This is a genomic window from Pseudosulfitobacter pseudonitzschiae (assembly GCF_002222635.1).
Lineage (GTDB): Bacteria > Pseudomonadota > Alphaproteobacteria > Rhodobacterales > Rhodobacteraceae > Pseudosulfitobacter > Pseudosulfitobacter pseudonitzschiae_A.
In genome coordinates this window covers 2,315,001-2,339,998 of sequence record NZ_CP022415.1, presented here as the reverse complement: position 1 = coordinate 2,339,998, position 24,998 = coordinate 2,315,001, and the positions used below count along the sequence as shown (strand labels likewise).

Annotated in this window: 25 protein-coding genes, 1 tRNA gene and 1 riboswitch; of the genes, 15 read left to right on the top strand and 11 right to left on the bottom strand. The window is 59.9% G+C overall.

Annotated elements, in window-relative coordinates:
* The first annotated feature begins 5 nt into the window (after window positions 1-5).
* Window positions 6-54, top strand: a riboswitch (SAM-SAH riboswitch).
* A gap of 4 nt (window positions 55-58) precedes the next feature.
* Entirely contained in the window at window positions 59-1,240 is a 1,182-nt protein-coding gene (metK, locus tag SULPSESMR1_RS11335) for a methionine adenosyltransferase (RefSeq protein WP_089422288.1), read from the top strand.
* A gap of 101 nt (window positions 1,241-1,341) precedes the next feature.
* Here metK and SULPSESMR1_RS11330 read toward each other — a convergent pair whose 3' ends face one another.
* Window positions 1,342-1,656 (bottom strand): putative quinol monooxygenase, encoded by a 315-nt coding sequence (locus tag SULPSESMR1_RS11330; RefSeq protein WP_089420920.1) that lies wholly within the window; start codon window positions 1,654-1,656, stop codon window positions 1,342-1,344.
* A 102-nt stretch (window positions 1,657-1,758) separates the two neighbouring features.
* On the opposite strand from SULPSESMR1_RS11330, the gene trmB reads away from it, so the two are divergent.
* Window positions 1,759-2,460, top strand: a complete 702-nt coding sequence (trmB, locus tag SULPSESMR1_RS11325; protein ID WP_089420919.1) for a tRNA (guanine(46)-N(7))-methyltransferase TrmB — start codon at window positions 1,759-1,761, stop codon at window positions 2,458-2,460.
* A gap of 51 nt (window positions 2,461-2,511) precedes the next feature.
* Here trmB and SULPSESMR1_RS11320 read toward each other — a convergent pair whose 3' ends face one another.
* Window positions 2,512-3,894, bottom strand: a complete 1,383-nt coding sequence (locus SULPSESMR1_RS11320) for an NAD-dependent succinate-semialdehyde dehydrogenase (RefSeq protein WP_089420918.1) — start codon at window positions 3,892-3,894, stop codon at window positions 2,512-2,514.
* A gap of 114 nt (window positions 3,895-4,008) precedes the next feature.
* Here SULPSESMR1_RS11320 and aroA point away from each other — a divergent pair, with 114 nt between their 5' ends.
* The 9 genes from aroA to trpB all read left to right on the top strand — a co-directional run bounded on the left by aroA (window position 4,009) and on the right by trpB (window position 12,347).
* Window positions 4,009-5,361: a 3-phosphoshikimate 1-carboxyvinyltransferase gene (gene aroA, locus SULPSESMR1_RS11315; RefSeq protein WP_089420917.1), complete on the top strand. Its 1,353-nt coding sequence runs from the start codon at window positions 4,009-4,011 to the stop codon at window positions 5,359-5,361.
* On the top strand, window positions 5,354-5,869 hold the full coding sequence (locus SULPSESMR1_RS11310; RefSeq protein ID WP_089420916.1) for a hypothetical protein: 516 nt from the start codon (window positions 5,354-5,356) through the stop codon (window positions 5,867-5,869). Before aroA ends, SULPSESMR1_RS11310 begins: the two co-directional genes overlap by 8 nt.
* A 5-nt stretch (window positions 5,870-5,874) precedes the next feature.
* Window positions 5,875-6,489 carry a (d)CMP kinase gene (locus SULPSESMR1_RS11305; protein ID WP_089420915.1) on the top strand — a complete coding sequence of 205 codons (615 nt, stop codon included), beginning with the start codon at window positions 5,875-5,877 and terminating at the stop codon, window positions 6,487-6,489.
* A 4-nt stretch (window positions 6,490-6,493) separates the two neighbouring features.
* On the top strand, window positions 6,494-7,492 hold the full coding sequence (locus tag SULPSESMR1_RS11300) for an aldo/keto reductase (RefSeq protein WP_089420914.1): 999 nt from the start codon (window positions 6,494-6,496) through the stop codon (window positions 7,490-7,492).
* 215 nt (window positions 7,493-7,707) lie between these two features.
* Window positions 7,708-9,390 carry a 30S ribosomal protein S1 gene (gene rpsA, locus SULPSESMR1_RS11295; protein WP_089420913.1) on the top strand — a complete coding sequence of 561 codons (1,683 nt, stop codon included), beginning with the start codon at window positions 7,708-7,710 and terminating at the stop codon, window positions 9,388-9,390.
* Between the two features lie 288 nt (window positions 9,391-9,678).
* The gene (ihfB, locus tag SULPSESMR1_RS11290; protein ID WP_028958446.1) at window positions 9,679-9,963 is read left to right on the top strand and encodes an integration host factor subunit beta; all 285 of its coding nucleotides are present in this window, start codon (window positions 9,679-9,681) and stop codon (window positions 9,961-9,963) included.
* Window positions 9,964-10,314 (top strand): LapA family protein, encoded by a 351-nt coding sequence (locus SULPSESMR1_RS11285; protein ID WP_089420912.1) that lies wholly within the window; start codon window positions 9,964-9,966, stop codon window positions 10,312-10,314.
* A gap of 9 nt (window positions 10,315-10,323) precedes the next feature.
* Window positions 10,324-10,983: a phosphoribosylanthranilate isomerase gene (locus SULPSESMR1_RS11280; protein WP_089420911.1), complete on the top strand. Its 660-nt coding sequence runs from the start codon at window positions 10,324-10,326 to the stop codon at window positions 10,981-10,983.
* A 131-nt stretch (window positions 10,984-11,114) separates the two neighbouring features.
* A complete protein-coding gene (trpB, locus tag SULPSESMR1_RS11275; protein ID WP_089420910.1) occupies window positions 11,115-12,347 on the top strand; it encodes a tryptophan synthase subunit beta in 1,233 nt (410 codons plus the stop codon).
* Window positions 12,348-12,434: 87 nt separating this feature from the next.
* Here trpB and SULPSESMR1_RS11270 read toward each other — a convergent pair whose 3' ends face one another.
* The 6 genes from SULPSESMR1_RS11270 to SULPSESMR1_RS11245 all read right to left on the bottom strand — a co-directional run bounded on the left by SULPSESMR1_RS11270 (window position 12,435) and on the right by SULPSESMR1_RS11245 (window position 17,237).
* Entirely contained in the window at window positions 12,435-12,803 is a 369-nt protein-coding gene (locus tag SULPSESMR1_RS11270; RefSeq protein WP_089420909.1) for a DUF2237 family protein, read from the bottom strand.
* Window positions 12,793-13,977 carry a serine hydrolase domain-containing protein gene (locus SULPSESMR1_RS11265; protein WP_089420908.1) on the bottom strand — a complete coding sequence of 395 codons (1,185 nt, stop codon included), beginning with the start codon at window positions 13,975-13,977 and terminating at the stop codon, window positions 12,793-12,795. Before SULPSESMR1_RS11265 ends, SULPSESMR1_RS11270 begins: the two co-directional genes overlap by 11 nt.
* 57 nt (window positions 13,978-14,034) lie before the next feature.
* Window positions 14,035-15,075 (bottom strand): DUF2332 domain-containing protein, encoded by a 1,041-nt coding sequence (locus SULPSESMR1_RS11260; protein WP_089420907.1) that lies wholly within the window; start codon window positions 15,073-15,075, stop codon window positions 14,035-14,037.
* Complete coding sequence (gene pth, locus SULPSESMR1_RS11255; RefSeq protein WP_089420906.1) at window positions 15,072-15,770, bottom strand: aminoacyl-tRNA hydrolase; 699 nt, start codon at window positions 15,768-15,770, stop codon at window positions 15,072-15,074. Before pth ends, SULPSESMR1_RS11260 begins: the two co-directional genes overlap by 4 nt.
* Before the next feature lie 57 nt (window positions 15,771-15,827).
* A complete protein-coding gene (locus tag SULPSESMR1_RS11250; RefSeq protein WP_089420905.1) occupies window positions 15,828-16,466 on the bottom strand; it encodes a glutathione S-transferase family protein in 639 nt (212 codons plus the stop codon).
* Between the two features lie 114 nt (window positions 16,467-16,580).
* Window positions 16,581-17,237, bottom strand: a complete 657-nt coding sequence (locus SULPSESMR1_RS11245; RefSeq protein ID WP_089420904.1) for a 50S ribosomal protein L25/general stress protein Ctc — start codon at window positions 17,235-17,237, stop codon at window positions 16,581-16,583.
* Between the two features lie 160 nt (window positions 17,238-17,397).
* Here SULPSESMR1_RS11245 and SULPSESMR1_RS11240 point away from each other — a divergent pair, with 160 nt between their 5' ends.
* On the top strand, window positions 17,398-18,552 hold the full coding sequence (locus tag SULPSESMR1_RS11240; protein WP_089420903.1) for an MFS transporter: 1,155 nt from the start codon (window positions 17,398-17,400) through the stop codon (window positions 18,550-18,552).
* Here SULPSESMR1_RS11240 and SULPSESMR1_RS11235 read toward each other — a convergent pair.
* From SULPSESMR1_RS11235 to trpA, 3 genes are all read right to left on the bottom strand, one after another.
* The gene (locus tag SULPSESMR1_RS11235) at window positions 18,536-19,156 is read right to left on the bottom strand and encodes a sulfotransferase family 2 domain-containing protein (protein WP_089420902.1); all 621 of its coding nucleotides are present in this window, start codon (window positions 19,154-19,156) and stop codon (window positions 18,536-18,538) included. The two genes, SULPSESMR1_RS11240 and SULPSESMR1_RS11235, sit on opposite strands and share 17 nt — an antisense overlap.
* Before the next feature lie 18 nt (window positions 19,157-19,174).
* Window positions 19,175-20,347, bottom strand: coding sequence for an alpha-hydroxy acid oxidase (locus SULPSESMR1_RS11230; RefSeq protein WP_089420901.1), 1,173 nt, complete (start codon window positions 20,345-20,347; stop codon window positions 19,175-19,177).
* Between the two features lie 88 nt (window positions 20,348-20,435).
* Window positions 20,436-21,227, bottom strand: coding sequence for a tryptophan synthase subunit alpha (gene trpA / locus SULPSESMR1_RS11225; protein WP_089420900.1), 792 nt, complete (start codon window positions 21,225-21,227; stop codon window positions 20,436-20,438).
* Window positions 21,228-21,503: 276 nt separating this feature from the next.
* Between trpA and SULPSESMR1_RS11220 the strand changes: the two genes are divergently transcribed.
* From SULPSESMR1_RS11220 to SULPSESMR1_RS11210, 3 genes are all read left to right on the top strand, one after another.
* Complete coding sequence (locus SULPSESMR1_RS11220) at window positions 21,504-23,093, top strand: sulfatase-like hydrolase/transferase (RefSeq protein WP_089420899.1); 1,590 nt, start codon at window positions 21,504-21,506, stop codon at window positions 23,091-23,093.
* A gap of 68 nt (window positions 23,094-23,161) precedes the next feature.
* Window positions 23,162-24,259, top strand: a complete 1,098-nt coding sequence (ychF, locus tag SULPSESMR1_RS11215) for a redox-regulated ATPase YchF (protein ID WP_089420898.1) — start codon at window positions 23,162-23,164, stop codon at window positions 24,257-24,259.
* 530 nt (window positions 24,260-24,789) lie between these two features.
* Window positions 24,790-24,879, top strand: a tRNA-Ser gene (locus tag SULPSESMR1_RS11210).
* Window positions 24,880-24,998 lie beyond the last annotated feature (119 nt).

Below are 24,998 nucleotides of genomic sequence, written 5' to 3'. Positions count from 1 at the left end.
GACTGAACGTGTCACAACGGCTTCCTGGCGTGACACATGAACTTCAATGGAGCACTTCATGTCCCGGAACAATTACATCTTCACCTCGGAATCCGTTTCCGAGGGGCACCCTGATAAGGTCTGCGACCGCATTTCCGACGCAGTGCTTGACGCCCTGCTGGCACAAGAGCCTGAAGCGCGTGTCGCCTGCGAGACCTTTGCCACCACCAACCGTGTCATCATTGGCGGTGAGATCGGCCTGTCGGATCAGGAAAAGCTGCATGAATACATGGTGCGGATCGAAGATATCGCCCGCGATTGTATCCGTGACATCGGCTACGAGCAGGAAAAATTCCACTGGAAGACCTGTGAGATCACCAACCTGCTGCATGAACAGTCCGCGCATATCGCCCAAGGCGTGAATGCGGCCACGGACAAGGAAGAAGGCGCAGGCGACCAAGGCATCATGTTCGGCTTTGCCACCAACGAAACCAAAGCGTTGATGCCCGCACCGATCCTGTATGCCCACGCGATCCTGCAACGCCTGGCCGAGGTGCGCAAAAACGGCACCGAGCCGGCGCTTGGCCCCGATGCCAAGAGCCAGCTTTCGGTGCGCTATGAAAATGGCAAGCCGGTTGGCGTGTCGTCGCTGGTGCTGTCTACCCAGCATATGGACCCCGACCTGACCAGCGCCGACATTCGCGCCATCGTCGAGCCCTATATCATCGAAGTGCTGCCCGAAGGCTGGCTGACCGATGATACCAAATGGCACGTAAACCCCACAGGCAAGTTCGTGATCGGCGGCCCCGACGGCGACGCGGGCCTGACAGGGCGCAAGATCATCGTGGACACTTACGGCGGTGCCGCCCCGCACGGCGGCGGCGCGTTCTCGGGCAAGGATCCGACCAAAGTGGACCGCTCGGCGGCCTATGCGGCGCGCTATCTGGCCAAGAACGTCGTGGCGGCGGGGCTGGCTGAAAAATGCACGATCCAGCTCAGCTATGCCATCGGCGTCAGCAAGCCACTGTCGATTTATTGCGATACCTTCGGCACAGGCGCTGTCGCACCTGTGGCGATCGAGGCGGCAATCGACAAGGTCATGGATCTGACCCCGCGCGGCATCCGCGAACATCTGAGCCTGAACAAGCCGATCTATCAGCGCACAGCGGCCTATGGCCACTTTGGCCGCGCACCGGAAGCGGATGGCGGGTTCAGCTGGGAAAACACCAATCTGGTCGAGGCGCTGAAAGCGGCCGTCTAGGGGCGCGCTGCCCCCCGGCAGCGCATTCACGCCACTCCCCCGGGATGTTTAGGGCTAAAAGAAACAGGGCGGTGCCAGCGGTGGCGTCGCCCTGTTTTGGTTCAGGCGGGGCTGAGAACGTGGATTTTGCGGTCTGCGATCATGTCTTTGGTCGCTTTGCCATAGGCTTTCATGTGGGGCGCGACCGCATGGGCCATCAGCGCATCAAGGCTGGCCCATTCTTCGATCACCATAAAAGTGTCTTCGCCAATGGGTGTCTGGAACGGGCCGACACCGGCTGTGTCGGTGACGGCGCGGTAGCTGATGCAGCCGTCTTCGGCGTGGACGGCGGGCACGTTGGCGTTGAATTTCGCCAGAAGCTCGGCGCGCTGGCCGGGGGTGGCGGTGATGATGGCGATGACGTGGACGTGACTCATGAAGGTCTCCTGTTCGACTGGGACGAACGCTAGCAGGGGACGCGGCTCAGGGAAGCGATACGTTGCGTTGCGCATCGACAAACTTGGCGCTAAACCGCCGCCATGAACACACCCACACGCCCCCACCGCAACTTTTATGGCCGCCGCAAGGGCAAGCACCTGAAGGCCAGCCAGGAAGGTTATCTTGACCAAGACCTGACTGCCCTGTCGCCGGGGCCTGTGGATTGGGACGTGAACCCCGACCGCGTGCCGCTGGATTTGCAGGCGCTGTTCGGGGGCAAACCCGTCTGGCTGGAAATCGGTTTTGGCGGTGGCGAGCATATGGTGCATCAGGCGGCGGCCAATCCAGATGTGGGTATCATCGGCTGCGAACCGTATATAAACGGTGTGGCGATGCTGTTGGGCAAGATTCGCAAGGCCAAGGTCGAGAATCTTGCGGTCTATCCCGGCGATGTGCGCGATATGTTCGACGTGCTGCCCGAGGCGTCGATTGACCGTGCGTTCCTGCTCTATCCCGATCCGTGGCCCAAGGCGCGGCATCACCGGCGGCGGTTCGTGACGCCGGAACATCTGGCCCCGCTGGTGCGGGTGCTAAAGCCCGGAGCGATTTTTCGGGTGGCGACGGATATTCCCGATTATGTACGTCAGACGCTGGAACAGGTACCGGACCACGGGTTTGAATGGCTGGCCGAGAGGCCAGGCGATTGGCGCGTGGCGTGGGATGACTGGATTTCGACGCGATACGAGAAAAAGGCACTGCGCGAGGGGCGCGTGCCGCATTATCTGACGTTTCGTAAAAAATAAGTTTCGGGGGGCCATCGCCCCCCGAGGATACTTTTTGGCCAAAAGAACGGGTTATTCGGCCATGATCTGGACAGCTTTGGCGTTGGTGAATTCCAGCATGCCAAAGCCGCCGTGTTCGCGCCCGTAACCTGAATTTTTCACGCCGCCGAACGGCATCTCGGGTGTGGCAAGGCCAAAGCCGTTGATGAACACCATGCCGGTGTCGAATTCGACTTCTGCCAGTTCTTGCGCGCGTTCCACATCTCGCGAAATGATGCCACCGCCCAGACCGAATTTGCTGTCATTGGCGATGCGCATGGCATCCTCGTCATCCTTGGCGCGGATCAGGGCCGCGACGGGGCCGAACAATTCGTCATCATAGGCGGGCTGACCCGGTTGCACGTTGCCCAGAACGGTCGCGGGATAGAAATATCCGTCGCCATCGGGGATTTCGCCGCCACAGAGGATTTCCGCACCCTTGGCGACTGATTGTTCAACCTGTTCGTGCAGATCGTCGCGCAGGTCTTTGCGGGCCATCGGGCCGATCTTGGAGTTATCGCTGGTGGGATCACCCAAGGTCACAACCTTCATCGCTTCTACAAAGGCGTCGCGGAAGTTGTCATAGACCGCATCGGCCACCACAAAACGCTTGGCCGCCACGCAGGTTTCGCCGTTGTTATAAATCCGGCCAATGGTGCAGATTTGTGCAGCCTTTTCCACGTCGGCATCGGACATGACAATATAGGCGTCGTTCGATCCCAGTTCGAGCACGGATTTCTTCAACGCCTTGCCTGCTTTGGCCCCGATGTGACGGCCTGCGGCGGGGCTGCCTGTCAGGGTGATACCGCACACCAACTCGTGATCAATAATGTCGTCTGACTGGTCGTGGCTGATGATCAGCGCCGAGAACAGACCGGAGGGCAGGCCCGCGTCCGCGTAAATTTCGTCCAGCATCTGGCCCGAGCCTGCGACGTTCGAGGCATGTTTCAGCAGCACACCGTTACCTGCCATCAGGTTGGCGATTGAATAGCGCACGACCTGATAGGCGGGAAAGTTCCACGGTTGGATGCCGTAGATAATGCCGATAGGCGCGTGTACCACCCGGCCACGGCTGCCGCTTTGAATGTCGCGGTCTTCGCTGGCCAGAACGGTAGGGCCCTGTTCGGCGGTGTAATCGCAAATTGCGGCACATAGGTCGATCTCTTGCTTGGACTGGCTGAGCAGTTTGCCCATCTCTTGGGTCATCAGGGCGGCCAGTTCGTCCTTGCGGTCGCGCAGACCCTGACCGATGGCCTTGATCACCTTGCCGCGTTCTTTGTGCGATTTCAGGCGCCAGTCGCGAAATGCGGCGTGGCAGGCGCGAATGCGCGATTCCACCTCTGCCTGATCCAGATAGCTGTGGGTGGTAATCTTGGCGCCGGTGGCGGGGTTGATCGTATCAAAAGTCGTGGTCATGAAGGGCTCCTTCTTGTTGGAAGGTCAACGCGAAGGGGTGGGGCATGTTCCGTGCATGGACGTCACGGAACCGAGAGGCTAAGACGTAGACCAGACACAGACCAAGGAATTGCCATGTCCAGCCACGGTGCACCCATCCCCATGACCTCTCGCGCCTGTGGTGCGTTGACCGGAACGGCGCAGGTGCCGGGCGACAAGTCGATCTCGCATCGCGCGCTGATTCTGGGCGCGATGTGCGTGGGCGAGACCACGATCACCGGTCTGCTGGAAGGTCAGGATGTGCTGGACACGGCCAGGGCGATGCGTGCCTTCGGGGCCGAGGTGACGGATCACGGGGGTGGTAGTTGGTCAGTGCATGGTGTCGGGGTTGGCGGATTTGCCGAACCGGATCAGGTGATTGATTGCGGCAACTCGGGCACCGGTGTGCGGTTGATCATGGGCTGCATGGCGACATCGCCGATCACTGCGACGTTTACGGGCGATGCCAGTCTGAACAGCCGCCCGATGGCGCGGGTGACCGATCCGCTGGCCTTGTTCGGTACGCAATCGGTCGGTCGCGCGGGCGGACGTCTGCCCATGACGATTGTGGGCGCGGCTGAACCGGTGCCGGCCCGCTATGTGGTGCCGGTGCCGTCGGCGCAGGTAAAGTCGGCGGTTTTGCTGGCGGGGTTGAACGCCCCCGGTCAGACCGTAGTGATCGAGGCCGAGGCCACCCGCGATCACACCGAGCGGATGCTGGCAGGCTTTGGTGCCAAAATCACCACCGAAATGACTGCGGAAGGGCGCGTGATCACCCTGACAGGACAACCCGAGTTGACAGCGCAGCATATCGACGTGCCGCGCGATCCGTCGTCCGCGGCCTTTCCTGTCTGTGCGGCGCTGATCGTGCCCGGCTCGGACGTGCTGGTGCCCAATATCGGGCTGAACCCGACGCGGGCGGGGCTGTTCACCACCCTGCGCGAAATGGGCGCGGACCTTACCTATGAAAATGAGCGTGAAGAGGGCGGCGAACCTGTGGCCGACCTGCGGGCGCGATTCTCGCCCGATCTGAAGGGCATTGAAGTGCCCGCCGAACGTGCCGCCAGCATGATCGACGAATATCCGGTGCTGTCGGTTGTCGCAGCCTTTGCCAATGGCAGGACGCATATGCCGGGCGTAAAGGAACTGCGCGTCAAGGAAAGCGACCGGATCGACGCGATGAAAGTGGGTCTTGAGGCCAATGGCATTACGGTCGAGGATGGTCCGGACTGGTGGACCGTTACCGGTCTGGGGCACGGCAATGTGCCGGGGGGCGCGACCTGCGCCAGCCATCTGGATCACCGTATTGCAATGTCTTTTCTGGTGCTGGGTATGGCCACGCAAAAGCCTGTTTCAGTGGATGACGGCGGTCCGATTGCAACGTCCTTTCCGATATTCGAGCCATTAATGGGGGCGTTGGGCGCTGCCATCACGCGCAACAATGGCTAAGCCGCTGCCCCGTTGGTTCGGCGCACTTTTGTGGGCCACGATGCTGCTGTTCGCGGCGATGGTCTGGACGTCGATGCAGGCATTGACGCCTGCGCCCGAATGGTCGGTGTTTGACGCGCGGGTGCTGGGTTATGATTTGGACTATGCGCGGGGTTACCTGGCTGCACTGCGTGAAACGGATGGAATCGACGTTTATCTGGGCCGTCAGAGGATGCTGGATACGGTGTTTCCCGCGCTGCTGACGGCGATGCTGTTGGTGGTGTTTCGGGTGCGGTTCAGCGGCGTGGCGCAAATGGCGCTGGGGGCGCTGGCGTTGATTTATCTGGGCGCGGATTATCTCGAAAATGCACGGGTGGCCGGTTTGTTGCGCACCGCGCCCGATGCGCTGACAAAGCAGGCGGTGGCCGCGGCCAGCTTTGCCACCATTGCGAAATACGCAGCATTGGTGCCGTGCCTGATCGCCGCAGGTGCGGTTTATGTCCAAGGACGCATCGCACAATCGGAGTGATTACAATGACCGAACCGTTCACAATCGCTATCGACGGGCCTGCGGCAGCAGGCAAGGGCACGATTTCGCGGGCGATTGCCGCACATTTCGATATGGCGCATCTGGACACGGGATTGCTGTACCGCGCAGTGGGCGCGCGGATGTTGCTGGGCGAAGACGCCGCGACCGCTGCGCGCACACTGGTGGCCTCTGATCTGGACAATGACAGTTTGCGCACGCAGGCGGTGGCACAGGCCGCCAGTCAGGTGGCCGTGATTGCGGATGTGCGTGCCGCGTTGCTGGATTTCCAACGTGCCTTTGCCCGCAGGGCAGGGGGGGCGGTGCTGGATGGGCGGGACATCGGAACGGTGATCTGCCCGCAAGCCGAAGTGAAATTGTTCGTCACCGCCAGCGCCGAGGTGCGCGCCAAGCGGCGCTTTGACGAGTTGGTGCAGCGTGGCCAGCCCGCTGATCTGGACGCGGTTACCGCTGATGTAAAAGCCCGCGACGCCCGCGACATGGACCGCGCCGAAGCTCCTTTGAAACCTGCGGATGACGCTGTTCTGATCGACACATCCAACCAAACCATCGACGAGGCCGTGGCATCGGCCATCGAAGTTGTGACTGCCAAAAAGGGGTGATCCGATGAAGTTGCGCAAACTGGGCTCTCGCGGCCCCGAAATTTCCGCCCTTGGCTATGGCGCGATGTCTTTCGCCAACTTTTACGGCGAGGCGACCGAGGCCGGCAGTCATGCGATCCTGAATATGGCGCGCGATCTGGGCGTGACCCATATCGACACATCGAACGTCTATGGCATGGGGCAATCCGAAGACTTTATCGGCAGCTATCTTGCCGCCAATTCCGGTGCACGGGATGAATTCCACATCGCTACCAAGGCTGCAATCACGCGCGATGCCGATGGCAATCGCCGCTTCGACAACAGCGCCGCCCACTTCGAGGCCGAACTGGATAAAAGCCTGAAACGCATGGGCGTGGATCATGTGGACCTGTTCTATTGCCACCGCCGTCAGGCCGATATCCCGATTGAAGAGGTCACCGGCACGCTGGACGCGCTGCGCCAGAAGGGCAAGATCAAGGCCATCGGCTTTTCCGAAATCGCCCCCTCGTCGCTGCGGCGCGCCGCTGCGGTGGCGCACGTGGATGCGGTGCAATCTGAATATTCGCTGCAAACCCGCGCACCCGAACTGGGGCTGGTCCAGACCTGCGCCGAACTTGGCACGGCCTTGGTGGCATTCTCGCCCGTCGGGCGCGGGCTGTTGACCGATACGCCCCGAACGCTGGAGCAGGTGGCGGACATGCCGTTCCTGAAGGGAAACCCGCGTTTCCAGCCCCCCAACCTTGAGGCCAATTTGAACATCCTCAAAGGCTTTCGCGCCTTGGCGTCCGACATGGGCGAGCCGACGGCGGCACTGTCGATTGCGTGGCTTCTGGCGCAGGGCGAGCATATCATTCCCATCCCCGGCACCCGCCACACCGCATTCTTTCGCGATCTGGTGCGCGGCTGCGAACTGATCCTTAGCCCGCAGGATCTGGCGCGCATCGATGCCGTGCTGCCGGTCGGCTGGTGCCACGGCGATCGCTACAGCGCCGAGCAATGGAACGGGCCGGAACGCTATTCCTAGGGTTGAATTGCCCTTGGTCCTTGCGCACAAGGGCCAAGCCCGCTATACGCGCGCCTGTCAGCAAGGTGAACACACCGCAAGACATCGAGATGAGCAGGGTCGGAACTATCCGGCCCTCTTTGTTTTGCCGCTCGCCCGACCAATGAAACCCGCAAGACCGGCGGAGACAACCGCACGGCCCGAAAACAAACGTAGATTAGGAAACCAGAGACCACATGGCTCAATCAACATCGATGGAGGAATTCGAAGCCCTCCTGAACGAAAGCTTCGAAATGGACACTCCCGAAGAAGGGACTGTCGTAAAAGGCAAAGTCATCGCAATTGAAGCGGGACAAGCCATCATCGACGTCGGCTATAAGATGGAAGGCCGCGTTGACATCAAAGAATTTGCAGATCCCGGTGAACAGCCCAAAATCGCCCCCGGCGACGAGGTCGAAGTGTTCCTGCGTCAGGTCGAAAACGCGCGTGGCGAAGCCGTCATCAGCCGCGAAATGGCCCGTCGTGAAGAAGCATGGGATCGTCTGGAAAAAGCCTATGCCGACGACGCCCGCGTCGAAGGTGCGATCTTTGGCCGTGTCAAAGGCGGCTTTACCGTTGATCTGGGCGGCGCCGTTGCGTTCCTGCCCGGTTCGCAGGTCGATGTGCGCCCCGTGCGTGACGCAGGCCCGTTGATGGGTCTGAAGCAACCCTTCCAGATCCTGAAAATGGACCGTCGTCGCGGCAACATCGTTGTATCGCGTCGCGCCATTCTGGAAGAATCGCGTGCCGAACAGCGCGCCGAAGTCATCGGCAACCTGACCGAAGGTCAGACCGTCGAGGGCGTGGTCAAGAACATCACCGAATACGGTGCATTCGTTGATCTGGGCGGCGTTGACGGCCTGCTGCACGTGACTGACATGGCATGGCGTCGGGTCAACCACCCGTCCGAAATCCTGTCGATCGGTGAAGCGATCAACGTTCAGGTCATCAAGATCAACAAAGAAACCCACCGCATTTCGCTGGGCATGAAGCAACTGCAAGAAGATCCGTGGGATCTGGTGGCTGCCAAGTATCCGCTGGAATCGGCGCACACCGGCCGCGTGACCAACATCACCGATTACGGTGCATTTGTTGAGCTTGAGCCCGGTGTCGAAGGTCTGGTTCACGTGTCCGAGATGTCCTGGACCAAGAAAAACGTGCACCCCGGTAAAATCGTGTCCACCTCGCAAGAGGTTGAAGTCATGGTTCTGGAAATCGACGGCGCCAAGCGTCGCGTTTCGCTGGGTCTGAAACAGACCATGCGCAACCCGTGGGAAGTGTTCGCAGAAACACACCCCGAGGGCACCGAAGTCGAAGGCGAAGTCAAGAACATCACCGAATTCGGTCTGTTCGTTGGTCTTCCCGGCGACATCGACGGTATGGTTCACCTGTCCGACCTGTCGTGGGACGAACGTGGCGAAGACGCCATCCAGAACTACCGCAAGGGCGATATGGTTCAGGCCGTTGTGTCCGAAGTTGACGTCGAGAAAGAGCGTATCTCGCTCTCGATCAAAGGCGTTGGTGGCGACAAGTTCGCAGAAGCGGTTGGCGGCGTGAAGCGCGGCTCGATCGTGACCGTGAACGTGACCGCGATCGAAGAAGGCGGCATCGAAGTGGAATACGAAGGTATGAAGTCCTTCATCCGCCGCTCTGATCTGTCGCGTGACCGTGCCGAGCAACGCCCCGAGCGCTTTAGCGTTGGCGACAAGGTTGATGTGCGCATCACCAACGTCGACAACAAATCGCGTCGTCTGGGCGTGTCGATCAAGGCACGCGAGATCGCAGAAGAGAAAGAGGCCGTCGAACAGTATGGCTCTTCCGACTCGGGCGCATCGCTGGGCGACATTCTGGGCGCCGCGCTGAAAGGCGACGACGACTGATCCAGCCCTGCCTTCGGGCAAGTGCTATAAACTATGACATAGGGCCCCGCATCTTCGGACGCGGGGCTTTTTGCTGGCCGAATCAATACCTGCGGTTGTGCCTATGTTTTCATCACGGTTCTGATTTTCTGGCAGGCAGTGATGCCAAAACATGATTTTCGCCCCCGAAACAGCGCCTTCGCAGTGCGAAATCTTGCCTGCGGCACGCGCTACCTGTTTCCGCATCGGATTTTTGTTCCTATAGTTATGTCTTGTGACACGTTCGATAAATGCCCGGGGGGGACACATATGATCCGGTCTGAACTTATTCAGAAAATCGCCGACGAGAACCCACACCTCTACCAGCGTGATGTCGAGCGGATCGTGAATACGATTTTCGAAGAGATCACCGGCGCCATGTCGCGCGGTGACAGAGTCGAGTTGCGCGGCTTTGGCGCATTTTCGGTCAAACAGCGCGATGCGCGGGTGGGACGGAACCCACGGACGGGTGAAACCGTTCATGTAGAAGAGAAACACGTGCCCTTTTTCAAAACGGGCAAACTGCTTCGAGACCGCCTGAACGGAAACGACTGAATGCGTTATATACGTTATGCTTGTATCGCGATCTTCGCGATCGCATTGATTGCCATCGCCCTTGCCAACCGCGAGTTGGTGATGCTGAAGGTTCTGCCGCAGGAAGCGGCAGGCTATTTTGCTATGAACCCCACGATCCAGTTGCCGCTGTTTGTCGTGATCTTTCTGGGAATTATTGTCGGCCTGCTGGTCGGCTTTGTCTGGGAATGGATGCGCGAACATGCCGTGCGTGCCGAGGCGTCGCGCAAAGCCCGCGAGATCCGCAAGCTGGAACGCGAAGTCAAACGCCTGAAAGGCGAAAAGCACGAAGGCAAGGACGAGGTTCTGGCCCTTCTGGACGAAGCGGGCTAACGCACCCTTATGTCACCTGACATTGCTGTAAAAATCTGCGGGCTGGCGACACCAGCCGACGTTGCCGCAACTGCGGCGGCGGGCGCGGTCTATTGCGGTTTTGTGTTTTTTGCGAAATCACCGCGAAACATCTCGTTCGACGCTGCTGCCGCTTTGGCGGTGGATGCCCCCGTGGGGCTGGCCAAGGTGGCGCTGACCGTGAACGCGGACGATGCGTTTCTGGATGCGTTGGTGGCAAAGGTGCCGCTGGATATGTTGCAATTGCATGGCTCGGAAAGTCCCGCGCGGGTGACCGAGGTCAAGGCGCGTTATGGTCTGCCGGTGATGAAAGCTGTGGGCGTGGCCGATGCTGCCGATCTGGTGGTGCTGGACAGCTATCTGACCGTTGCAGATCAAATTCTGGTCGATGCCAAGCCGCCGCGCACCGCCGAGCTGCCGGGCGGCAACGGGCTGTCATTTGACTGGCGTCTGATCGCGGGCCGCCGCTGGCCGGTGCCGTGGATGCTGGCGGGTGGTCTAACCCCCGACAATGTGGCCGAAGCGATCCGTGTGACGGGTGCGCGTCAGGTCGATGTATCGTCGGGTGTCGAATCCGCGCCGGGCATCAAGGACGCGCACAAGATCGCGACCTTTTGCCGTGCGGCTGCGGGCGCTGGGGTGCGGCGCTAGGCTGTGATGCAGTGCAGTGATGTCGCAGGCATTGGCTGTACATCCGCATCTGCCGCGACAAAAACGGCTAGTCCTTTACACGCAGGGCCCTGAAAGCTAGGTCCAAGGCAACATCAGACAGGAGCAGCCCGATGGCGAACGATCTCTTCAATTCCTTCATGACCGGTCCCGACGAACAGGGCCGCTTTGGCGACTTCGGCGGGCGCTTTGTCTCCGAGACGTTGATGCCGCTGATCCTGAGCCTTGAGGAAGAATACGAAAAGGCCAAGACCGACGACGAGTTCTGGGCCGAGATGAACGATCTGTGGACGCATTATGTGGGGCGCCCGTCGCCGCTGTATTTTGCCGAGCGTTTGACCGATCACTTGGGCGGTGCCAAGGTCTATATGAAGCGCGACGAGCTGAACCACACCGGCGCGCACAAGATCAACAACGTGCTGGGGCAGATCATTCTGGCGCGCCGTATGGGCAAAACGCGGATCATCGCGGAAACCGGCGCGGGCCAGCACGGAGTGGCCACGGCGACGGTCTGCGCCAAGTTCGGGCTGAAATGTGTGGTCTATATGGGCGCGCATGACGTCGAGCGGCAGGCGCCCAACGTGTTCCGCATGCGTCTGCTGGGTGCCGAAGTGGTGCCGGTGACGAGCGGTAGAGGCACGCTGAAAGACGCGATGAACGACGCGCTGCGCGACTGGGTGACCAACGTGCGCGACACGTTCTATTGCATCGGCACCGTGGCGGGCCCGCATCCCTATCCCGCGATGGTGCGTGATTTTCAGGCCATCATCGGCAAGGAAGTCCGCGAACAGATGGACGCCGCCGAAGGCCGCTTGCCCGACACGCTGATCGCTGCCATCGGTGGCGGATCGAATGCGATGGGGCTGTTCTATCCGTTCCTCGACGACAAAGAGGTGAACATCATCGGGGTCGAGGCCGGTGGCAAGGGTGTGAACGCCAAGATGGAGCACTGCGCTTCGCTGACCGGCGGTCGCCCCGGCGTGCTGCACGGCAACCGCACCTACCTGTTGCAGGACGACGATGGCCAGATCCTAGAAGGGTTCTCGATCTCGGCAGGTCTGGATTACCCCGGCATCGGCCCTGAACATGCATGGCTGCACGAGATCGGGCGCGCGAAATATGTCAGCATCACCGATGTCGAGGCGCTGGAAGCGTTCCAGCTGTGCTGCACGCTGGAAGGCATCATTCCGGCACTGGAGCCCAGCCACGCGCTGGCCCACGTGATGAAACTGGCACCGACCCTGCCCAAGGATCACATCATCTGCATGAACATGTGCGGGCGTGGCGACAAGGACATCTTTACCGTGGCCAAGGCGCTTGGCTTCGAGATGGGGAACTTTGGCTGACGGACCAGCGGGTTGGGGGCTCTGCCCCCGGCCTGCGGCCTCCCCTCGAGTTTATTTTGCAAGATGAAGAAGAGGCCGGCGGTTGGTTTAACCAGCGTGGGCCTTTAGGACGTCCAGCGGCACGATGTCGAGGGCGCGTATGTGGGTCGAGGCAAGCGCGACCTTGGGAGCGCAGCCTTCGTCGTGGGCTTGCAGGAACCGCGCGGCGCACAGGCACCAACTGTCGCCGGGATGCAGGCCGTCAAATCCGAACTCGGGGCGCGGTGTGCTTAAATCGTTGCCGACGTATTTGGAATAGGCGAGGAATTCGGCGGTCATCACCGCGCATACTGTATGGCTGCCCTGATCGGCGGTGCAGGTGTTGCAATGGCCGTCGCGGAAAAAGCCGGTCATGGGGGTGGTGCTGCACGAAGCAAGGGGCTGCCCCAGCACGTTGATCGGGTCATCAGGTTCCATCTGTTGTCTCCGTTGCCTTTGTGATGATGCGCAGCATGTCGATGTTGGACGTGATCATGCCATCTTCGTTGAACTGGCGGTCTGCGGCGGTGACAACGATGACCACACCGGCGGCCTTGTTGATATAAAGATACTGACCGTAGATGCCCAAGCCCGTCACCTCCTGTCCCGGAGTGGCGCCCACGGGAACCCACCATTGGTAGCCATAGCCGATCTTGCCCGCCGCGGTTTTGGCCGAGGGACGGATCGCGGTGTCGATCCAGTCTGCGGGCACGATCTGCTGGTCCTGCGACTGGCCGTCCTGCGCGATCATCTGGCCAAAGCGGGCATAGTCGCGGGTGCGCAGGTTCAGCCCACCCAATACAAAGGCGGCACCGACACCATCTGTCAGGTAGTAGGGGGTCGCTTCGAAGCCCAGCGGCGCGATGATCTTTTCCGACATCAACGATGCAATATCGCGGCCCGTAGCTCTGCGGATCACCATGCCCAGCACATGGGTGTCGATCGACGTATATTTCATTTGTGCGCCGGGGGCGGAAAAGGTTTCCGTCAGGCTTGCAGCAAAGTCGTCCATCTTGCCGCCGAGTGCCAGCACGCGACCCATGCGGTTGATGTCGCTGTCGTAGTCCAGATAATCCTCGTCAAAGGTCACTCCCGACGACATCTGCAGCACGTCGAGGATGGTGGCCCCGTCATAGGCGCCGCCTTTCAGTTGCGCCACGTAATCGGTGACCGGATTGTCTAGCGACGCGATGGCCCCTTCTTGGACGAGGACGCCCATAAGTGCCGACAGAAAGCTTTTGGCGACGGACCAGCTGATGCGTAAATCGTCTTCTGTGGTGCCGAGATAGTAGTCTTCATAGACGATCTGGCCATTCTTGAGAACCACAAGTGAGGTCAGCGCGCGGTCTTTGATCCACGCGTCGGTACCTGCGGGCAGGGCCATGGGTGGACCATAGGGCAGGGGCGAAATTGGCCCGTCCCCGCGCGGGATTTCACGCGACAGGAAGGCGTCGTTCATGTGGCTGAAGTTGTTAACGATCTTTTCTTCGGCAAACAGGCTGTTCACCGCCAGAAGACGGGTGATTTCCTCGCGTTTCCAAAAGCCTATGACAACTGCGGCCAGCACGGCCATCAGCAGGATGCGAAGTGCCCATTTCAGTAATGTGCGCATGAATTTCCCCTTGGTGTTGCTGTGCAGTCAACCACGCGGTGCAAGGAGGGGCAAACCCTATGTGGGGCCGGTCCAGTTGATCCAGCGCCCGTGAAAGTCGGCACGGCCAAGGGGCAAGTGCAGATCGCCGGGCCACAAGCGCAAGGTCAGGGCGGCTCCTACTGCGCCGGTGACGTCACCATCGGTTTCCATCGCCAACCACGCCAGCGGGCGCGTCGCAGTGGCCCGTTTGCCCGCGGCTTCGATCAGGGCGGTGCCGCGGGCCTGTGCGGGGGCAGGAAAATACTGCCATGCAACGGTGTGCTGGATCAGGTGCATCTGGCCGTCGGGCTGGGTGTCCAGCCGGTGTTCAAGCCAGTCGATGGCATCGCCGCGTGTGATTTGCGCGGCAAAGACGGCGGCAGCAGCGCGCGTGCGGGCGAGACGCGCGGGTTGATCTGCCCACAGATAGGCAGTCAGACGCAAAAGGTCGTCTGCCTCGCGCGGGTTAAGCGGGTTCAGATCCACGCCCGCGCGGCTGGCGATCTGCGGTGTTGTGGCAGGCGGCAGCGGGCCGGTCCAGTCGGGGGCAAGTGTCAGGGCAGGTTTTGCGGGGCCAAAGGTGCAACCGCCCACATCAAGCGCAAAGTGATCCCACATCAGGTTCAGCCCGCCCGACGCGCCCAGCTCGCTGAGCATCACCGGAAGGTCAAAGTGCAGGCAAGCCACACGAGCGCCCGCAATCAGCGCAGCCGCGCGGCGGACTTCGTTGGTTTGGGGTGGGCTGTCGGTCCAGTCCAGCAGGAATTGTTCGTGGCCGGTCAGTGCGGCGCGCACGGCATCGCGCAGGGTGGTATCATCTGTGGTATTGGGTGGATAGCTTGCGGCCAGTTGCGGGCTGCGCCCCGACAGGACCAGCGCGTGCAGACCACCACAAACGCGCAACGGCAGGGAGTGACCCGAGGGTCCGATGTCGCCGGTGAAACCTGCCAGCTTGCGCCACAAGGCACCGTCGTTGAGACATTCCACCGCCAGAATCGTCAGCAGCCGCTGCATGAAGGGCGAGTCGAGCCGCGCGCAGGATTGCGCCTGATTGCGAAACGCTTCGGTCAGGCTCATTTGAAGCGTTCGATCAGTTTTTGCAGGGCCGAGCGGGGTGCTTCCTGCTCTGGTGCGGGTTGTGGGGCAGGTTTGGGTTCGGGGGCGGGTTTGCCCTTTGGTCCCTTTTCGCCGGTGCCCGAGCGCGGTGGCGAGACGCGCAGTGCCACTGCATTCATGAACTTCGCCGCATCGCCCTGCGCCAGATCTGCGGCTCCGTCCGACACGCCGCGCAGTACGTCGTCCAGCCAGACCTGATCGGCCTTGGCAAAATCATGCAGCACATATCCCGGCACGCGGTCTTTGTGACCGGGATGGCCGACACCCAGACGCACGCGGCCATATTCATCGCCAAGATGCGCATGGATCGAACGCAGACCGTTGTGGCCTGCATGTCCGCCGCCTTGTTTGAAACGTACCTTGCCGGGGGCGAGGTCGATCTCGTCGTGCAGCACAATCACATCGGCAGGATCGATTTTGTAAAATTGCGCAGCGGCAATCACCGATTGGCCCGAGTTGTTCATAAATGTTTCGGGCTTGAGCAGCACAACGCGGTCGCTGCCAAAGCGGCCTTCGATCACCTGTCCCTGAAACTTGGATTTCCACGGGCCAAATCCGTGATCCTTGGCGATCCGGTCCAGACACATGAACCCGATGTTGTGGCGGTGACCTGCGTATTTTGCGCCCGGATTGCCCAGACCGACGATCAGTTTCATCAACGGCTCCTTTGGATGTTGCGGCGCAGCATATGCGCAGAGCGGCGGCGGGTCCAGTCAGGGTCTGCCCGGCAACTGCGGGTCGGTGGTCTGCACCAGTGGTGTGTGTTGCATCCGGCCCCACCAACGCTCCAGCGCCGGACAGGAGGCCACCGCCGTCTGCCCCTGCGGTGCGCGGGTGAAATAGTCGATGATCGGGATCAGGTGGCAATCGGCCAGCGTCAGGGTTTTGCCATCCAGAATGTGCCCCTCTTGCGCGAACTGGTCCAGAACGTTCAGCACCGGGCCAGCGGCCGCCAGCCCTTTGGCGATTTGTTGCGCGTCCGCTGTCTCGCCTTCAAGCGGGCGGAACACAGCGTGGGCAAAGACCTGACGGATCAGCGGCCAATAGGCATAGTTGTCGATCACCGCGATGCACTGGTCCATCCGTGCGGCGGGTTGTACAGCCAATGGGCTTAGCGCCGGTCCGTCAAAGGCGCGGTCGATGTGGCGGGTGATGGCACCGGTTTCAAACAGGCGAAAGCCATCGTCGTCCAGCACCGGAACGCGGCCAAAGGGGTGAGGGGGCGTCCCTTCGGACAAAAAGGGGTTCACTTCGACCCAGTCAAACACCACCTTTTTGGCCCGCAGCGCCAGATGGGCCATGCGGGTGTAAACGCTGTAGCGATAGCCGTGCAGGGTAACGGTGCGGGTCATGGGTATCTCTGGTCAGGTTACCCTAGCTTAAAGCGAAGTGAGCTCCGATGCCAAACCGCAAAAGCAAAACGGGGCCCCGAAGGACCCCGTTTCAAATGACTGCGATCGCTCGACTTATTCGTCGGCGCCCGCGTCCATTTCGGTGGCAGGCACTTCGTCTGCTGCAACTTCATCTTCGTCGTCGTCCGACTGTGATGCCAGACCTGAAGGTGCGGCGATTTGTGCGATGACAAAATCACGGTCGATTGTGGGCTTTGCCCCTTCGGGCAATTTCACCGAAGAAATGGTCAGGCTGTCGCCGATTTCCAGTTCCGACACGTCGATCGTGATGTGATCGGGAATATCGCCCGCAGTCACAACCAGTTCGACCTCGGGACGGATCATCGACAGAACGCCGCCGTGTTTCAGGCCGGGCGATGTTTCTTCGCCAACCACTTCAACCGGAATGAACAGGTTGATTTGTGTGGTGCGACGCAGACGCATGAAATCGACGTGTGTCGGCAGGTCTTTGACCACGTGGCGTTGAACATCGCGGCAGATGACGCGCACGTCGTCATGACCTTCGACTTTCATGTTGAACAGCGTTGCCTTGAAGCGGCCCGCTTTCAGCATTTTCAGCAGTTTGTTGAACGGGATGTTGATCGGAAGCGGGTCAACGTCGCCACCAAAAACAATGCCCGGAACCATGCCGGCACGACGTGCCTGACGAGCGGCGCCCTTGCCTGTCCCCGTCCGTTCCAGAGCTTCGAGATCAGGAATCTCTCCAGCCATAGTAATTCTCCAATAAATAAGGGCAGGGTGCCTCCAAGGCTGCCACCCCGCGTGAAGTCGCGCGTATAGACCGGATCGGGTGCCGTGAAAAGAGGGTTTTTACACAGCTTTGCTTTGCCCCCTCTTGTGCTGGTCTGCGGGTCGTGGCACCGCACCAGCCATGAGCATTTTCAACGACCTTTGGATCAGCCGCAAGCCGCTTGCCGGGTTTGTGGTAATCGGCATCGGGTGGGCCGCCTATTTCGCGCAGATGCCGGTGATCAAGGCAGGGGTTGGCGCGTCTGACGGGGCTTATGGCAGCGTTGTATTGCTGGCCGCGTTGGGCGCGGTTGCTGCGATGTGGCTGGCACCACTGGCCGACCGACTGGCCGGAAGCTGGGCCTTGCCCATCGGCGCGGGCGCTGTGGCGGTGGGATTTTTGTGCGCAGGGGCTGCGGGCGGTTTGCTGGGGTTGATGCTGGCGCTGATGCTAAGTTCGGTCGGCTCCGGTGTGGTCGATGTGCTGGTCAATGCGCGTCTGTCCGAAAAAGAGGCGCGGCATGGCAGGCAGCTGATGAACCTCAATCACGGTATATATTCGTTTACCTATGCGGGCACGGCTCTAATCGTCGGCTGGGCGCGCGAGGCGGGCTGGTCGCCGGTCGAGGTGTTTTTGGTGATGTTCGTGCTGATTGCACTGCTGTGTCTGGTGATGTTGGGCAATGATACCGCACCACCCATCCCGGACATGGACGAAGCGCCTGCGGCTTTCCCGCATATGCTGGTCTGGCTGATGGGGCTGCTGGTGCTGACCGGATTTCTGGCCGAGGCGGGAACCGAAGGGTGGTCCGCTCTGCATCTGGAGCGCACGTTGGGCGGTGGCCCGGCCCAGGGCGCGCTGGGGCCTGCGATATTGGGATTGACGATGGGCATCGGACGGCTGGGCGGTCATGCGCTGGCACGGTTTCTGCCAGAGATGATCTTGTTGGTGTGTGCCTGTTTGCTGTCCGCCTTCGGGATCGTTCTGGCGGGGGCCGCTTCCAGCCTGATGATGGCCTACTTTGGCTTTGCGTTGGGTGGGTTGGGTATATCCGTGGTTGTGCCGATGGTTATCGCGCTGGCTGGTCGCGTCGTCGAACCCGCTGCCCGTCTGACCGCAATCAGCCGCGTTTCGGTGCTGGGCTATGGCGCGTTTTTTCTGGGTCCGCCACTGATGGGACTGGTCAGCGAAGGTTGGGGCTTGCGCGTGTCATTCTATATGATCGGGGCACTGCTGGTTCTGGCCGCAGCGGTACTGGTCCCCGTGATCGCGGCGCAGGTCAGCCGACGGGCGTGACCAGATGACCGCCCGCCGCGGTGATCCGGTCATACAGCGCGAATTCCTCGGCGCGCGCCTTGCGCAGTTTGGCCTCGACCGGCGCCGAGAGCGGTGCATTGGCAGGGGGCGAGACATTCTTTTGTTTCAACACGATCTCTTCGCCAAAGGCCTGCGCCAGAAAGGTATGAAAGACCGGTTGGTTTTCATAGGCAAACAGATGCGTCACCAGCACCTTTCCCTTGCCCGATGTTACAAAGTTGAACTGGCTGCCAATGCCCGCAAAGGGCGGCGGGTCGTCGGAAATCACGGCCTGCACAAAGTCGTCAAAACTGCATCCGTTGGTGCTGGCCTGTGTGCCCTTTTGCCGTGGCCCGCTGCGATAGCGATACCAACTGCGGATTTGTTCGACGGGGTCGCGCATCACTGCCATCGTTTCCACCGTCAGATCAAAGGTATCGGCCAGAAACGGCGCCACCTTGTTGTGAAACCGCGTTGCGGTCAGATGTTTGCGCCGTTTCGTCAGAATGATATCGGCACGCGGGCGCAACGCCATTTCGAAGGCGGTTGTGCCGGTTTTGGGAACGGCAAGAAAGGCAAGGTTCTGTTTGGAAAAAACCAACATGATCCCAGCCTTACCCTGTCAGTGACCGTCTTGCCAGCGGCCTTCGAAGTCCTGCGGGATCAGCAGGTTGTGACGTCCCAGATTTGCAACATTGGTCTCGCCACACAGTGCCATCGTCAGGTCCAACTCGCGGTGGATCACCTCTAACGCGCGGGTGACACCCTGTTGGCCCATCGCGCCCAGACCATAGACGAACGCTCGCCCGATAAACGTGCCAGTGGCCCCCATCGCCAGCGCTTTCAGGACATCCTGACCCGACCGGATGCCGCTGTCGAGGTGTACCTCGACCTGATCGCCCACCGCATCCAGAATGGAAGGCAGCGCGCGGATCGACGACAGTGCACCGTCCAACTGCCGCCCGCCGTGGTTGCTAACCACAATCGCGTCGGCCCCGACCTTGAGCGCCATCTTGGCATCCTCGGCGTCAAGGATCCCTTTCAGGATCACCTTGCCGCCCCATTCTTCTTTTAGCTTGGCAACCTTGCTCCAGTCCAGTGACGGATCGAACTGTTCCGCCGTCCACGACCCAAGGCTGGAGGCATCGCTGATGCCTTTGACATGGCCCACGATATTGCCGAATTCACGCCGTTTGGCGCGCAGCATCTCGATACCCCACGCCCATTTGGTTGCCAGATTGGCAATCGTTTTGGGCGTCAGTTTGGGTGGGGCGGACAGGCCGTTTTTCAGGTCTTTGTGCCGTTGTCCCAGAATTTGCAGGTCCAGTGTGATGACCAGCGCCGAACATTTTGCATCTTTGGCGCGCTGGATCAGACGGCTGACATAGTCCGCGTCGCGCATGGTATAAAGTTGGAACCAGAAAGGGGCGGTCGTTGCCTCGGCCACATCCTCGATCGAATTGATCGACATGGTGGACAGGGTAAAAGGCACCCCAAAGGCCTCTGCCGCGCGTGCCGCTTTTATCTCGCCGTCGGCGTGCTGCATGCCGGTCAGGCCAACGGGGGCAAGAGCCACAGGCATCGCCACATCCTGCCCGATCATCTGGCCCTTGGTGCTGCGCCCCGACATATCCACCGCGACGCGCTGGCGCAGGCGGATGTCATCAAAGTCGGAAGAGTTGTCGCGAAAGGTTTGCTCGGTCCACGACCCGCTTTCGCAATAATCATAGAACATGCGCGGCACGCGACGCTCGTAAATGCGTTTGAGATCGGCGATTTCGGTGATGACTGGCATGTTGCAAGCTCCAAAGCGCGGGTATTGGTCAAGTTTTCTTACCGATAACCGCGCGTTGGATCAATCCCGCATCAAACCTCGTTACATTTCACGCGCTGTGCGCGCCGTCGGCCAGAGTTTTCACAAAGGCCAGAATGTTCGCAACGCTGTCACCCGCCGCAATTCTGGCAACGATGGCAGACCCCACAACTGCACCGTCGGCCACAGAGGCAATCGCGCGGCTTTTCTCGGGGGTGTTGATGCCAAAGCCCACGATAATCGGCAGATCGGTCTGCGATTTGATCCGCGCAACTTCGGGGCCGACGTCGGTTGCTTCGGCTTCGGCCGAGCCGGTGATGCCGGTAATTGACACATAATAAACAAAGCCCGAGGTGTTTTGCAGCACGCGGGGCAGGCGTTTGTCGTCTGTGGTTGGTGTGGCCAGACGGATAAAGTTCAGGCCAGCGGCCTGCGCCGGAATGCACAGTTCGCTGTCTTCTTCGGGGGGCAGGTCGACGACGATCAGACCGTCGATGCCCGCCTCTTTGGCGTCCACCAGAAATTTATCGACGCCGCGCGAATAGATCGGGTTGTAATATCCCATCAGCACAATTGGCGTGGTGTCGTCGGTTTCACGAAAGGCGCGTGCCAGATCCAGCGTGCGTTGCAGGGTCATGCCACCCTCAAGGCTGCGCTGACCGGCAAGCTGAATGGTCGGGCCATCGGCCATCGGATCGGTAAAGGGCAGGCCCAGTTCGATGACGTCCACACCCGCCCCTGGCAACCCTTTGACGATCTCAAGCGAGGTGTCGAAATCGGGGTCACCCGCCATCACATAAGAAACGAATGCCTTTTTACCGGCAGCTTTGAGATCAGCGAATTTTGCGTCGATGCGGGTCATTGGGTGGCCTTTTTGTATGTCATTACCGCAATGCCGAAACTGGCGCAGGAAATCAATGCGTCGCGGGCAGGGGGCACGGCAAATTGCCCGATCCGTCGGGCGCGACGATGGATTGTGCGATTTGCAGTGCTTAATGTTGACAGCGCGCTAGCGTATGTACACAAACCAATGACGTTTTTACGACATTTTTTTGACATTTTATTTCAGGTTTACTGAATACCCGTGACGCCAGCCAAAGACGCACATCTTCGAACATCACGCTGGTCACTCTGGACAATGCTGTCTTTTCCTCTGATTGCCTTTCCGGCACTTGTGGCAATATTCCTGATTGTGCGTGCATTTGTTGACGCAAATGTATCCGACATAAACTACGCGCTTGGGCTGTTGGCGATTTTTGCTGTGGTCACGCTAGTGACACATGCGCCACGTTTTACTGACGGACGTGCACGCCGGCAGTTCCTGCGCAGGCTTGCGGTTGTTGGTGTGCCGGTTTTGCTGATCTTTCCCCTGTGCGTTGTGGTGTTGATCTTTGGTGAACTGGATATGGCTGCCTTTGTGTTCCATCTGGTGTTTTCAATGGATGGCACGCCGCTTGGGCATGTTGTTCCCTATATTCTGACGGTCGCAATTTACTGGGCGGTGATATTGGCCTCGTTGTACCGGCTGCATCATGCGCTGGCCTTTCTTCCGCTGTGGTGGGTGGCGGCGGCAGGGCTGATCCTGTGGTGCAATCCGCTGGTACACGATCTGGCGATGAACCGGTTGCAGGCCGAATTCAGCCAGACACCCAGTCTGCTCGCTGAGTTTGCCGACCCCGACATTATCCCCGCAAATGCCGGACCCAAGCCCGATATTATCGTGGTCTACCTTGAGGGGCTTGAACAAACCTATGGGGTGGCCGAACTTGGCGGGTTGCTTGACCCGCTGAAGGAATTGGAAGACAGCGCGCTGGTGTTCACAGGTGTCCAGCAGGCTTTCGGCACCGGCTGGAGTCTTGGCGGCACAGTGGCCACCCAATGCGGTGTCGCCCTGTTGCCGCAAGGCGCGCGGCCACTGTCGCGGATGGCCGACGTTCAGTCGATCGTGCCCAAGGTGCAGTGCCTGACTGATATTCTGTCGGCACGCGGGTACCGGTCGACCTATGTGTCCTCGACCAAAATCGTGGGCAACACGATGGGGTATTACGGGTTCGACAATTTCTTTAACACCCATGCTCTGGAAGATGTGATCGACCGCGACAGTGCGACGACACCCAATTCAATCGCCGCGCGCGAAAATGCGACCGAAGGCTGGGGGCTGAGAGATCAGGATGTATTCGAGATCGGCACCGCCGAAATTGCGAAGAACATGCAATCTGACCAGCCCTATGCGCTGTTTCTGGCAACAATGGACACCCACGGACCCGAGGCGTTTACCTCGCCCGAATGTGTGGCCCGCGGGCAGCCTGCGGTGTCTACCGACATCGCAGTCGCGGTGCGCTGTAGCGTACAACTGACGCGGGATTTTGTACATAAAGTGCAGCAGATGACCAAAGGGCGCCCCACGCGGATCGTTCTAACCAGCGACCATCTGGCCCACCGCAACAACCTGTCGCCCACGCTGGATAATTATCCGCGGCGCAATCTGGTGATGTTTCTGGGGGCGGACACCCCGCGGGTGATCGACAGACAGGGTTTTATGCCCGATGTGTTTCCCACAATGCTCGACTGGCTGGGCCTGTCCGCTACTGCTTCGGCCAAAGCGGGGATCGGCCGGTCGCTGTTGGGGGCCGAGCCCACATTGACCGAAACCCATGGCAGTGCCGAAATCGACAGGCGGCTGAAGGTGGATGTTCCGCTGGCTCTGCATATTTGGCGGCAGGACTGACGAGCCGCCTTGCACGCAGCGCTGCCCGCCACTAGAAGACAGCCTGTTGTGGATTTCGGAGAATGAACATGGGTTTCAAGATGGGTATCGTTGGGCTGCCGAACGTGGGCAAATCGACCCTGTTCAATGCGCTGACGCGCACAGCAGCAGCGCAGGCTGCGAATTTTCCGTTTTGCACGATCGAGCCGAACGTAGGCGAGGTCGCCGTGCCCGATGCACGTCTGGACAAACTGGCCGCAATTGCTCAATCGAAATCGATCATTCCCACGCGGATGACCTTTGTCGACATCGCCGGCTTGGTCAAAGGTGCCTCAAAGGGCGAGGGGCTGGGCAATCAGTTTCTGGCCAATATCCGCGAAGTTGATGCCATCGCCCACGTGCTGCGCTGTTTCGAAGACGGTGACGTGACCCACGTCGAAGGTCGCGTAGACCCCGTGGCCGATGCCGAAACCATTGAAACCGAACTGATGCTGGCCGACATCGAAAGCATTGAAAAGCGCCTGCAAAACATCGTGCGCAAGGTGCGCGGCGGTGACAAGGAAGCGGTGCAGCAGGAACGTCTGATGCGCGCGGCCTTGGCCGTTCTGGAAGAGGGTAAACCCGCCCGCGTCGTGGATGTGGACGAAGACGATGTGCGTGCATGGAAAATGCTGCAATTGCTGACCACCAAACCGGTGCTGTACGTCTGCAACGTGGGCGAGGCAGAGGCCGCCGAAGGCAACGCATTGTCGGCCCGCGTTGGTGAAATGGCCGCTGCCGAAGGCAACATGCACGTCATCATCTCGGCGCAGATCGAAGAAGAGATCAGCCAGCTTGAGCTGGACGAGGCGGAAATGTTCCTTGAGGAAATGGGCCTGAAAGAAGCGGGCCTCGACCGGTTGATCCGCGCAGGCTACGAGCTTTTGCACCTTGAAACCTATTTTACCGTCGGTCCGAAAGAGGCCCGCGCCTGGACCATCCGTCAGGGTACATCCGCCCCCAAGGCGGCGGGCGTGATCCACGGTGATTTCGAAAAAGGCTTCATCCGCGCCGAAACCATCGCCTTTGAAGATTTTGTATCGCTGGGCGGCGAACAGCCGGCGAAAGAAGCGGGCAAGATGCGCGCCGAAGGTAAATCTTACATCGTCAAAGACGGCGATGTGCTGCACTTTTTGTTCAACACCTAAGTAACATCGCGTCGTAAAGCTGCTTTTCTTTTGTAGCACGCACAAGTGGCACAGCCTGACGGACGAAGCGGTGTTTCGTCGTCATCCGGTGGGGGCACGCGGTCCGCAAGAACCAGCCGCGCGCGGTGACAGCTGCCGATTGCCAAGGGTCGGTGTCATTCTTGTGACGAAGGCAAGCACCGTTCCAAGATACGCGCAACGTTCGGAAATGATCTGGGCGACAAGGTTACCCACGTGCTGCACATGCCGGACGACCACAGCGTTATGGATGCCGAATTGGTGACGCTGCGATAGCAAAGTGTGAGACCAATCAGCGAGCACGGGCATTGAATTTGCCAAAGGGCTCTGGCGAATACAACGAACGTACATGAGACAATACAGATTGCACGGCACACCGGCTTGCAGCCGAGGTGCGACAAATACTTCTATAGCGCTTTGATTTGTATTGATATTCGGTAAGCTCTAATAAGCTCTGCCAATGGGTAAAAAAGCAGTTGTTTTCCTGAGCCCAAGCCCATAAACACAGCGGCGGAGACGTGGCCGAGTGGTCGAAGGCGCTCCCCTGCTAAGGGAGTAGGCCCGGAAGGGTCTCGAGGGTTCGAATCCCTTCGTCTCCGCCAGAAACCCTAAATTGTTGACTATAGTTCAATAGCTTAGGGGATTTCTGTTTTTTGCGTCCCTAATTTAATCCCCCATTCTGTTTCTGTTTGAATTGGCTCTCGACTTGCGGTCGATCTAA

Excerpts from the sequence above, each read along its gene's own strand:
- metK (WP_089422288.1), top strand. The coding sequence starts at position 59 with ATGTCCCGGAACAATTACATCTTCACCTCGGAATCCGTTTCCGAGGGG.
- SULPSESMR1_RS11330 (WP_089420920.1), bottom strand. The coding sequence starts at position 1,656 with ATGAGTCACGTCCACGTCATCGCCATCATCACCGCCACCCCCGGCCAG.
- trmB (WP_089420919.1), top strand. The coding sequence starts at position 1,759 with ATGAACACACCCACACGCCCCCACCGCAACTTTTATGGCCGCCGCAAG.
- SULPSESMR1_RS11320 (WP_089420918.1), bottom strand. The coding sequence starts at position 3,894 with ATGACCACGACTTTTGATACGATCAACCCCGCCACCGGCGCCAAGATT.
- aroA (WP_089420917.1), top strand. The coding sequence starts at position 4,009 with ATGTCCAGCCACGGTGCACCCATCCCCATGACCTCTCGCGCCTGTGGT.
- SULPSESMR1_RS11310 (WP_089420916.1), top strand. The coding sequence starts at position 5,354 with ATGGCTAAGCCGCTGCCCCGTTGGTTCGGCGCACTTTTGTGGGCCACG.
- SULPSESMR1_RS11305 (WP_089420915.1), top strand. The coding sequence starts at position 5,875 with ATGACCGAACCGTTCACAATCGCTATCGACGGGCCTGCGGCAGCAGGC.
- SULPSESMR1_RS11300 (WP_089420914.1), top strand. The coding sequence starts at position 6,494 with ATGAAGTTGCGCAAACTGGGCTCTCGCGGCCCCGAAATTTCCGCCCTT.
- rpsA (WP_089420913.1), top strand. The coding sequence starts at position 7,708 with ATGGCTCAATCAACATCGATGGAGGAATTCGAAGCCCTCCTGAACGAA.
- ihfB (WP_028958446.1), top strand. The coding sequence starts at position 9,679 with ATGATCCGGTCTGAACTTATTCAGAAAATCGCCGACGAGAACCCACAC.
- SULPSESMR1_RS11285 (WP_089420912.1), top strand. The coding sequence starts at position 9,964 with ATGCGTTATATACGTTATGCTTGTATCGCGATCTTCGCGATCGCATTG.
- SULPSESMR1_RS11280 (WP_089420911.1), top strand. The coding sequence starts at position 10,324 with ATGTCACCTGACATTGCTGTAAAAATCTGCGGGCTGGCGACACCAGCC.
- trpB (WP_089420910.1), top strand. The coding sequence starts at position 11,115 with ATGGCGAACGATCTCTTCAATTCCTTCATGACCGGTCCCGACGAACAG.
- SULPSESMR1_RS11270 (WP_089420909.1), bottom strand. The coding sequence starts at position 12,803 with ATGGAACCTGATGACCCGATCAACGTGCTGGGGCAGCCCCTTGCTTCG.
- SULPSESMR1_RS11265 (WP_089420908.1), bottom strand. The coding sequence starts at position 13,977 with ATGCGCACATTACTGAAATGGGCACTTCGCATCCTGCTGATGGCCGTG.
- SULPSESMR1_RS11260 (WP_089420907.1), bottom strand. The coding sequence starts at position 15,075 with ATGAGCCTGACCGAAGCGTTTCGCAATCAGGCGCAATCCTGCGCGCGG.
- pth (WP_089420906.1), bottom strand. The coding sequence starts at position 15,770 with ATGAAACTGATCGTCGGTCTGGGCAATCCGGGCGCAAAATACGCAGGT.
- SULPSESMR1_RS11250 (WP_089420905.1), bottom strand. The coding sequence starts at position 16,466 with ATGACCCGCACCGTTACCCTGCACGGCTATCGCTACAGCGTTTACACC.
- SULPSESMR1_RS11245 (WP_089420904.1), bottom strand. The coding sequence starts at position 17,237 with ATGGCTGGAGAGATTCCTGATCTCGAAGCTCTGGAACGGACGGGGACA.
- SULPSESMR1_RS11240 (WP_089420903.1), top strand. The coding sequence starts at position 17,398 with ATGAGCATTTTCAACGACCTTTGGATCAGCCGCAAGCCGCTTGCCGGG.
- SULPSESMR1_RS11235 (WP_089420902.1), bottom strand. The coding sequence starts at position 19,156 with ATGTTGGTTTTTTCCAAACAGAACCTTGCCTTTCTTGCCGTTCCCAAA.
- SULPSESMR1_RS11230 (WP_089420901.1), bottom strand. The coding sequence starts at position 20,347 with ATGCCAGTCATCACCGAAATCGCCGATCTCAAACGCATTTACGAGCGT.
- trpA (WP_089420900.1), bottom strand. The coding sequence starts at position 21,227 with ATGACCCGCATCGACGCAAAATTCGCTGATCTCAAAGCTGCCGGTAAA.
- SULPSESMR1_RS11220 (WP_089420899.1), top strand. The coding sequence starts at position 21,504 with ATGCTGTCTTTTCCTCTGATTGCCTTTCCGGCACTTGTGGCAATATTC.
- ychF (WP_089420898.1), top strand. The coding sequence starts at position 23,162 with ATGGGTTTCAAGATGGGTATCGTTGGGCTGCCGAACGTGGGCAAATCG.